The sequence below is a fragment of the Streptomyces sp. NPDC059866 genome (genome assembly GCF_042731325.1).
GTDB lineage: Bacteria > Actinomycetota > Actinomycetes > Streptomycetales > Streptomycetaceae > Streptomyces > Streptomyces flavusporus.
Map to the genome: position 1 here is coordinate 1 of NZ_JBHWJT010000113.1, position 3,435 is coordinate 3,435.

Here is a 3,435-nt window from a genome sequence, read left to right on the forward strand (position 1 = left end):
CTCGGAGAGGACGATCTCCACAGCCGCCGGGCCTCGATGCGCCATGAAAAGAAGGTATCAATTAACCCTCACAATTTCTGGCGCATCACACTAGCAGAGCACGGCAAGGGCCCCGGGCAGCACCCGAGCCGTGACGGGAAGGACGGCGTCGACCTCGCCGTCGGCGCCCCACGGCACCTCGCGGTCGGCCTCGATGCGGATCTCTCTTCCCTGGACGATCTGCACTTCCGGCCGGTGAACGTGGGTCCCGGACCTGAGCTCCTGCATCAGGGTGAAGAAGAGCCGGCGCGGTGCCTCACGGATCATCACCACCTCGAGAAGTCCGTCGTCGATGCGGGCGCCGGGGGCGATGATCCGGCCGGAGCCGTAGTAGGCGGAGTTGGCGGCGACGACGGTGTAGCCGCGGTGCGCGAGTTGCTCGCCGTCGACGGTGACCCGGTAGGCGGCCGGACGCCAGGTGGCGACGGCCCGCAGCCCGCCTGCGTAGTAGGAGGCGGCACCCTTGAACAGTGCTGAGCGGTTGGCGTGGCGGTTGGCGAGGGCGTCGACACCCGCGTACACGCTGCCGAGGACGACGCTGCGGCCGTGGGCGGACTCCACTTCGATGGTGTCGACGAAGCGGGGATCGCCGTCGAGCAGCACCCGGGCGAGTGCCTCCGGATCAGTGGCCACGCCGAGCGCGCGGGCGAAGTCGTTGCCTCGGCCCGCCGGGATCAGGCCGAGGAGCGTGTCGGTGCCGCTGAGGGCGCCGCCGATGCCGCCGGCGATTCCGTCGCCACCGACGGCCAGGACGACCCGGTGTCGCCGACCGGCCTGACGGGCGAGATCCCGGGCGTGAGCCAGACTGCGGCTGTACTCGGTCTCCAGCTCGGCCCCGGCCTGCCTCAGCAGGCGGGCCACGCGGAGCAGCACCGCGACCCCGGCGGATCCGCCCGCGGTGGGGTTGACGATGGCGGTGAACTGTCGCATCGGTGTGTCTCCAGGCGCCTGTGGGATCGGGGACGGGGTCGGAGAAGGGGCGGGGGTCAGTCGGCGGGCAGCAGGACGCCCGGATTGAGCAGACCGGTGGGGTCCAGCCGTCGTTTGACGGCCTGGAGAGCGCCGATGCCGAGCGGACCGGCCTCCCGGACGTACCAGTCGCGGTGGTCCGTGCCCACGCCGTGGTGGTGGCTGATGGTGCCGCCGGCCGTCAGAATCGCCTCGTTGACGGCGCGTTTTGCGGCTGCCCAGTGCGCCACCGGGTCGTCGCCCTGCGCGGACACAACGGTGAAGTACAGGGAAGCGCCGTTTTCGTAGACGTGGGAGATGTGGCACATGACCAGCGGCGGCGTGCCGAACTCGGTGAGAGTGCCGGTGAGCGTGTCGCGGACGGCGGCGTACAGCCCGGGGAGGCGGGACCAGAAGGCGGCGGTCTCGAGTGTCTCGGCGAACGCCCCGGCGTCGAGGAGTGCGTCGCGCAGGTAGGGGGCCGAGTAGCGGCCGTGGGCCCAGCGCTCACCCGGTTCCCGGCCCAGACAGGTACCGCCGGCGTCGCGCAGCACGGCCGCGGCCCGTTCCCTGCGGTGCGCGGTGTCCTCCTCGGTGCCCTCGTAGCCGGTGATCGCCAGGCAACCGGCGTTCTGCGGCAGGCCGGAAGTGCCGATGGCGTCGGGCTGGGCGAGGCCGATGAGCGTCTCGGTCTCGTCCGACAGGCGCAGTACGGTCGGCCGCGGCCCGTCCTGGGCGAGGCTCCGCAGGGCGGCGGCGCCCGCCTCGAAGGAGTCGAAGCGCCATCCTTCGTAGATACGGGTGTGGGGGACGGGACGGATCCGGACCGTCACCGAGGTGATGACGCCGAACGCTCCCTCGGAGCCGAGGATCAGCTGGCGCAGGTCCGGTCCGGCTGCCGAGCGCGGGGCGCGACCCACCTCGATCGTGCCGGAGGGTGACGCGAGGGTGAGGCCGAGGACCATGTCGTCGAAGCGGCCGTAACCGGCGGAGGCCTGACCGCTGGAGCGGGCGGCGGCGAATCCGCCGATCGTCGCCCACTCGTAGGACTGCGGGAAGTGGCCGAGTGTGAAGCCGTGCGCGGCCAGGAGGGTCTCGGCGTGCGGAGCGCGCAGACCGGGTTGCAGGGTGGCCGTGCGGGAGACCGGATCGAGGTCGAGCAGAGTGTCCATGCGGCGCAGGTCCAGCGCGACGAAGGGGCACCGCCGCTCGGGGGTCAGTCCACCGACGACGGAGGTGCCACCGCCGAACGGGACCAGGGCCAGGCCATGTGCAGCGCATGCCCTCAGCACCGCCAGGACCTCGTCGTGGCTCGCCGGCAGAACCACAGCCGCGGGCAGGTCGCCCACGTCGCCCTCGCGGATGCGCAGCAGGTCCGGGGTGGACTTACCGCGGGTGTGCCGGAGACGGGACTCGGCGTCGGTGCGCAGATGCTCTTCACCGCCTACGGCGGCGAGCAGGTCCTGGCGCGCAGCCGGGTCGAGGGACGGCTCGGGCACCGTGATCGCTTGCAGGATTTCTTCCAGGACGATCGGCTCGGCGCTGCGCGGTTTGACCCCGAGCAGGTCACGCAGCAGTGCGATCACCGAGTCGGGCAGCGGCGTCGCCCTGGCCGGGTCACCCCAGCCGCTCCACAGCATGTCCATGGCCCTTGTCCTCACAGGTCGTCGCGACAGCGTCTTCGCGAGTCAGTCGTCGCAGCGGTGCGGTCGCGGAAGTGTGCCGTCCCTCGGGGCGTCCGAGGCGTTACACTGTGACACATGACGCCTATTCGTCACAACGCCTCCGACAGCGATCCGGTGCTCGACGCGGTCCGCGACTGCATCCTGGCCGTCGGCGTCCGGCGCACCACCCTGACCGACGTGGCCCGCCGGGCGGGCGTCTCCCGGATGACGCTGTACCGCCGCTGGCCCGATGTGCAGTCGCTGGTCGGCGACCTGATGACCCGTGAATGGATCCAGGCGGCCACCGGCGCAATGCCGGCCCGCGAGCCGGGGACGACCGCGCGCACACGGATTGTGGACGGGCTCGTCAACGGCGTGCACGCCTTCCGGAGCCATCCGCTCTTCCGCAAGATCGTCGACGTCGATCCCGAACTGCTCGTCCCCTACGTGCTGGACAGACGCGGGGCCAGCCAGGAAGCCCTCCTGGAACTACTCGTCGAGGCACTCCGGGAGGGCCACGCGGACGCGTCGGTACGTCCCGGCCACCCCGGACGGCAAGCCAGGTCCCTGCTCCTGGTCGCCCAGTCCTTCACCCTGTCGCTGCGCACCATGACCGAGGAGGACGACCCCGAACTGAGCACGGAGGCCTTCTCCGCAGAACTGCGCACCATCCTCGAGAGGACCCTCGCACCTTGACTTCTCCCCCTCGTGAACGAGGGGGATTCTCACGGCTCGCGCTGTGAGGGTTTCTGCTTCACCGCCGACTGCCCGCCCGGAGTTCTCC

At 71.0% G+C, this 3,435-nt stretch carries 3 protein-coding genes; 1 reads left to right on the plus strand and 2 read right to left on the minus strand.

Going from position 1 to position 3,435, the window contains the following annotated elements; all coding sequences use genetic code 11:
• Positions 1 to 90 precede the first annotated feature (90 nt).
• Complete coding sequence (locus ACFV7R_RS46855) at positions 91 to 969, minus strand: YegS/Rv2252/BmrU family lipid kinase (protein WP_385276888.1); 879 nt, start codon at positions 967 to 969, stop codon at positions 91 to 93.
• Positions 970 to 1,025: 56 nt separating this feature from the next.
• Positions 1,026 to 2,633, minus strand: coding sequence for an FAD-binding oxidoreductase (locus ACFV7R_RS46860; RefSeq protein WP_385276891.1), 1,608 nt, complete (start codon positions 2,631 to 2,633; stop codon positions 1,026 to 1,028).
• 114 nt (positions 2,634 to 2,747) lie between these two features.
• On the opposite strand from ACFV7R_RS46860, the gene ACFV7R_RS46865 reads away from it, so the two are divergent.
• Positions 2,748 to 3,347: a TetR/AcrR family transcriptional regulator gene (locus ACFV7R_RS46865; protein ID WP_129803153.1), complete on the plus strand. Its 600-nt coding sequence runs from the start codon at positions 2,748 to 2,750 to the stop codon at positions 3,345 to 3,347.
• Positions 3,348 to 3,435: the final 88 nt, after the last annotated feature.